At 42.4% G+C, this 4089-nt stretch carries 5 protein-coding genes; all 5 read right to left on the bottom strand.

Annotation, left to right across the window (positions count from 1 at the left end):
- Window positions 1–46 precede the first annotated feature (46 nt).
- Window positions 47–634 carry a nucleotidyltransferase family protein gene (locus tag AB4496_RS19880; RefSeq protein WP_009844744.1) on the bottom strand — a complete coding sequence of 196 codons (588 nt, stop codon included), beginning with the start codon at window positions 632–634 and terminating at the stop codon, window positions 47–49.
- The gene (locus AB4496_RS19875; protein WP_032555117.1) at window positions 634–921 is read right to left on the bottom strand and encodes a putative quinol monooxygenase; all 288 of its coding nucleotides are present in this window, start codon (window positions 919–921) and stop codon (window positions 634–636) included. Before AB4496_RS19875 ends, AB4496_RS19880 begins: the two co-directional genes overlap by 1 nt.
- A 984-nt stretch (window positions 922–1905) precedes the next feature.
- On the bottom strand, window positions 1906–2763 hold the full coding sequence (locus AB4496_RS19870; protein WP_009844746.1) for a hypothetical protein: 858 nt from the start codon (window positions 2761–2763) through the stop codon (window positions 1906–1908).
- Complete coding sequence (locus AB4496_RS19865; RefSeq protein WP_009844747.1) at window positions 2763–3617, bottom strand: ABC transporter ATP-binding protein; 855 nt, start codon at window positions 3615–3617, stop codon at window positions 2763–2765. Before AB4496_RS19865 ends, AB4496_RS19870 begins: the two co-directional genes overlap by 1 nt.
- The gene (locus AB4496_RS19860; RefSeq protein ID WP_012601023.1) at window positions 3614–3985 is read right to left on the bottom strand and encodes a GntR family transcriptional regulator; all 372 of its coding nucleotides are present in this window, start codon (window positions 3983–3985) and stop codon (window positions 3614–3616) included. The genes AB4496_RS19865 and AB4496_RS19860 overlap by 4 nt, the downstream gene beginning before the upstream one ends.
- Between the last annotated feature and the right edge of the window lie 104 nt (window positions 3986–4089).

The following is a 4089-nucleotide window of genomic DNA, read 5'->3' as shown; positions in this document are numbered from 1 at the left end:
ATTAACCATAGTTTATATTAAACATATTAATGTATAAAACTTGCGACTAATTAGTACGAGCGACAAAGGACCCTTTGAGACTCAAACAACCAATAGTTAACTTCGGCCAATGAGTTAACCAGTTTTTAGACTGAACTCGTTGATCAAACACGTCTCTGCTGCGATTGGGATTCGGTGTGATCTTTAAATCAAACAAACTCTCTAAACCAAAAGCCGAAATGCACTCGATTTCCCCTGTCGGGCTTTGCTTGACGGCGACTGCGGTTTCTTTCTCTGGCCAGTAACGCATCGCATCCAATGAGCTTTGATAGGGCTCATCCTCGTTTCGAGTATGCATGTTGGCTTGATTGCGAACTTGCCAATTTAATTCAGGCAACCGTTGTTGAAGTAGAGCCTCGTATCTAAGACCCGATTCGTAGAAGGTATCAATAGGATCAAAGTAGATCACATCAATATCATTAAGTGGAGTCGGGGAAGCATAACCATGTAGGTCGTCCCAAACTAGGTTTCTCACAAAGCCCGCAGCGACATAGCACTGCGGTAAATCCAGCTGATCGACACAGTCTAAAACCTGCATTCGTAAGGGATCTTGTTTGATCAACGTGACGATGTGGTTGGCTAGCGGACGTATCATTATGATGTCGGAACGTCGGTGACTTGGTAATGACGTGTCACGTTCTTGGAGGTTTCACCCCATTCAGACGTTTTTACTCGCTGTTGGTGCGCTTCAAACGCCTCACGGCTAGTGAATTCTTCATACACTTCAAAACGATTAGGTTGAAGTGAGCTTTGACTGACTCGAAACACGATACAACCGGGTTCTGAGAGTGTGAGTTCCTTATGAACAACCAGCGCTTGTGTGACGGCTTCTAGGTCGTTGTCTGGCACAAGAATATGCCCTTGTAGAATGACTTTACTCATGATCACGTCCATTTGATTTTATCCATTACTGTCTTTTTCTATTAAAAGCTCTTCCGTTACAAACATAATCCCATTTTGAGTTTGTGTCGTATAGGCCTGTGTGAATAAAAAATAGTCAATACAAAAAGCACGCAAGTTACAACGTAACTTTAATTGGGAGGGAGACAAGTATTACGCGAGAAAGGCCAGTTAATGGTAGGAGTAGGAAAGACAAATTATTGGGAACTAAATCTGTGTTAGTCCGGTCTATTAAATACGTATCACTGAACTGTATTGATACTGAAATGAATTTGTCATCTGAGATAACTAATCTAAATTTCGAACAACGGCTTAATAGATTGAATTGAGCCATAGTTGATAACTAGGTCATACTTTGATGTAAATGGTACTCGAAACTCTATATATTTTGTGACTTGTATCATTGATCTGGCCATCAAACACCGTTAGATTCGAATGGTAGGCAATAAAAATAGCTCATGAAGAGCAGATAAAGAAAAGGAAATATCCCTTATGAAAAAAATGAGAAGAGCACAGCTTCATCGCGTTCGCATCCAATACTGGAAAGACACAGCGAAAGAAGCTTCAAAGAAATAAGCTTTAAATCGTAAAGCTTTAAAAAAGCTGAACAGCTTAATCAAATGTAAAACGCAACAAACCGATTTCAATAGCACTCTCAAGGACCTTCATCTGGTCGGCGACTAAAGAAATTACCCCCCAAAGAGCTGGCAGGCATTAACAGTAATGCAATTCAATGTCAGCTCATTAATACCTCCTAGTTTATCTTTACCCGCTCAGCACTCTGAAGCAAAACCAAAACCAACCACCAATCCGTACCTTTGCCTCTATCACGAAAACCGTTGTTAGAATTCAAAGCACCTAACAATAAAACAGCGGCCAATAAAAAAGCTCCCGATTTCTCAGAAGCTTTGATTTAGATTTTGATATCTGATTTGGTTACCCGTTGAGAGTTCAGAATAAGTGACTCTATCGATGGAACAGCGTCTTCAAACTCACATCGTCCGTTCTATTTAGCTTCAAGCTCAGTAGACACCCGCCAACACCAATCAGTACATAAATACCCAAAGACAAAACCGGCGCTTCTGCAATCGCACTGAATGGGTTGCTCGCCGTTAGTACCTTTATTGGTAGTGATGCGATGAGAGAGAAGAAGTCATTGATGCCATAGAATCCAAATACGGCGACCGAGAGTAACTTAATCGCATAGCTTGAGATAAAAATGACAAGCAGTGGAGAATTCACTAACTGCGAAATTGCCAGGGTAACGGTTGCTAGTGGCAATAAAACCAGTGCAACTAACATCATTCGCCCAAAGAATACCAACCAATTGCTCAGCACATAAAACAGTGATTGCTGCTCTACTATCAATGCCAATTGTTGTTCGCTTGAGACGTTCAATATCCAGAATAGGAAGTCAGCGAATAGAACTAATAGCGCGCAGATAGCCGGAATAACCACTAGACCGAAGCCTAGCTTAACGCCGTGAGTCATGGCATTGGATACTGGCATACTTCTCCAAAACATCGAACTGCCTTCTTGGCGCTCTTTACGCAGTGTTTTAGGGATGTAAAGCGTTGAAAGTATGAGTGAAATAAGGCCAGCACCAAAGTAGATCACTGAGTTGAGGTCTTGTGCAAACTCTCTGTGGATGTCGCTCACGTCGCCATTCACTTCCATTTGGAAGAAGAACTCATGCTGCGCTACGCCATTGAAAAACAAACTAACGAACAGCAAGAAACCACATAACGCGATAAATAGAGGTAATCGAGTGTTAATTTTGTGCTCGATCAGTTCTTTTTCTAGCATATAAAAAGTTGGGTGCATTATGCCTTCTCCGTCTGTGTTGCAAGGAATAGGTCTGCGAGACCAACGTTGTAGATGTTACCCAATGATTCAACTTGCGCTTTGTATTGGCCTTCCAATAACCATTTAGTGGTTCCTAGCCCAGGTTGTGAGGTCAGTGGATTAAGTTTCTGGATTTCGCTTGAGTGGTTGTTTGCGACATCGATAATGAAATAGTCGTTCTCGATGTCTTCCATGCTCTTTTGCAGCACACAATGGCCTTGTTTCAGAATCAACACATCCGTTAATAGGTGTTCAATCTCTGAAACCTCATGGCTGGCAATGATCATCGCGCGTTCGCCGTCATGGAACCACTCTAGGAGGTGGCGATAAAAAGTATCGCGGTAGAGCAGATCTAGACCTAGCGTTGGCTCATCTAAGATCAACACTTGAGTGTCGGTCGCGATAATGATTGCAAGGTGAAGTTGTACCTTCATCCCTTTAGAAAGCTGTTTGATCGTTGAAGACAGCTTAATGTTGGTGCTACTTAACGTCTGTTCTGCTTTTTGCTTGTTGAAGCTTGGGTGCACGCCTTGGGTGTATCGAAGCAGTTGTTTAACGGTCATCCACTCGGGTAGCACATTAACATCTGAAATGTACGACAGGTGCAACATGAGTTCTGCATGCTGGTGGATAGGGTGATAGCCGTTAACTTCTATCTCACCTTGATAGCTGTGTCCGCCAAGCAGTGATTTGATCAGAGTCGATTTCCCTGCGCCATTGTGGCCTAGCAGACCAAGCACTTGCCCCGGTTTTAACTCAAAGCTGATGTTCTCGACACCCACTTGATTTGAATAGGTTTTGGTTACGTTTTTCACTGAAAGTAAAGTACTCATGACTTGTCCTTTATATGTTGTTCTAGCTGTTTCACGAGTTCTTCGACACTCATATCAATGATGCCTAGCGTCTCAGCGATGGCTGGGATCTGTGTGTTGATGAATGATTGATGTGCGGACTCTTTCAATTTTTGAAGTGCCCCTTCTGCGACATACATACCTTGGCCGCGTTTTTTCTCTACCAAGCCTTCATCCACCAGTAACTGGTAGCTTTTCATGACAGTAAGGTGGTTGATCTTGAGATCGGCGGCAACCGCACGCACAGAGGGCAGTGCTTGTTGCTCTAACCAAACACCTTGAAGAATTTGGTCACTGATCTTTGCCGCTAGCTGCCTAAAGATCGGTTGGTCGTCTTTCCATTCGGTCATAATTAAAACTGCATGGTGATATACATGTGTATAACACTAAACTTTTTATTCAGATTGGCAAGGTTTTTATAAAAATGAAGAGTATATTTTTATGTTTGAGAGAA

The sequence above is a fragment of the Vibrio sp. 10N.222.46.A1 genome (assembly GCF_041473595.1).
In the GTDB taxonomy this organism is placed as follows: domain Bacteria; phylum Pseudomonadota; class Gammaproteobacteria; order Enterobacterales; family Vibrionaceae; genus Vibrio; species Vibrio tasmaniensis_A.
Note: the sequence above shows the minus strand (reverse complement) of the source record. Positions and strands in the feature narration are given on the sequence as shown.

Bases quoted from the DNA above. Each gene is read 5' to 3' on its own strand.
- AB4496_RS19865 (WP_009844747.1), bottom strand. From the start codon at position 3,617: ATGAGTACTTTACTTTCAGTGAAAAACGTAACCAAAACCTATTCAAAT.
- AB4496_RS19870 (WP_009844746.1), bottom strand. From the start codon at position 2,763: ATGCACCCAACTTTTTATATGCTAGAAAAAGAACTGATCGAGCACAAA.
- AB4496_RS19875 (WP_032555117.1), bottom strand. From the start codon at position 921: ATGAGTAAAGTCATTCTACAAGGGCATATTCTTGTGCCAGACAACGAC.
- AB4496_RS19860 (WP_012601023.1), bottom strand. From the start codon at position 3,985: ATGACCGAATGGAAAGACGACCAACCGATCTTTAGGCAGCTAGCGGCA.
- AB4496_RS19880 (WP_009844744.1), bottom strand. From the start codon at position 634: ATGATACGTCCGCTAGCCAACCACATCGTCACGTTGATCAAACAAGAT.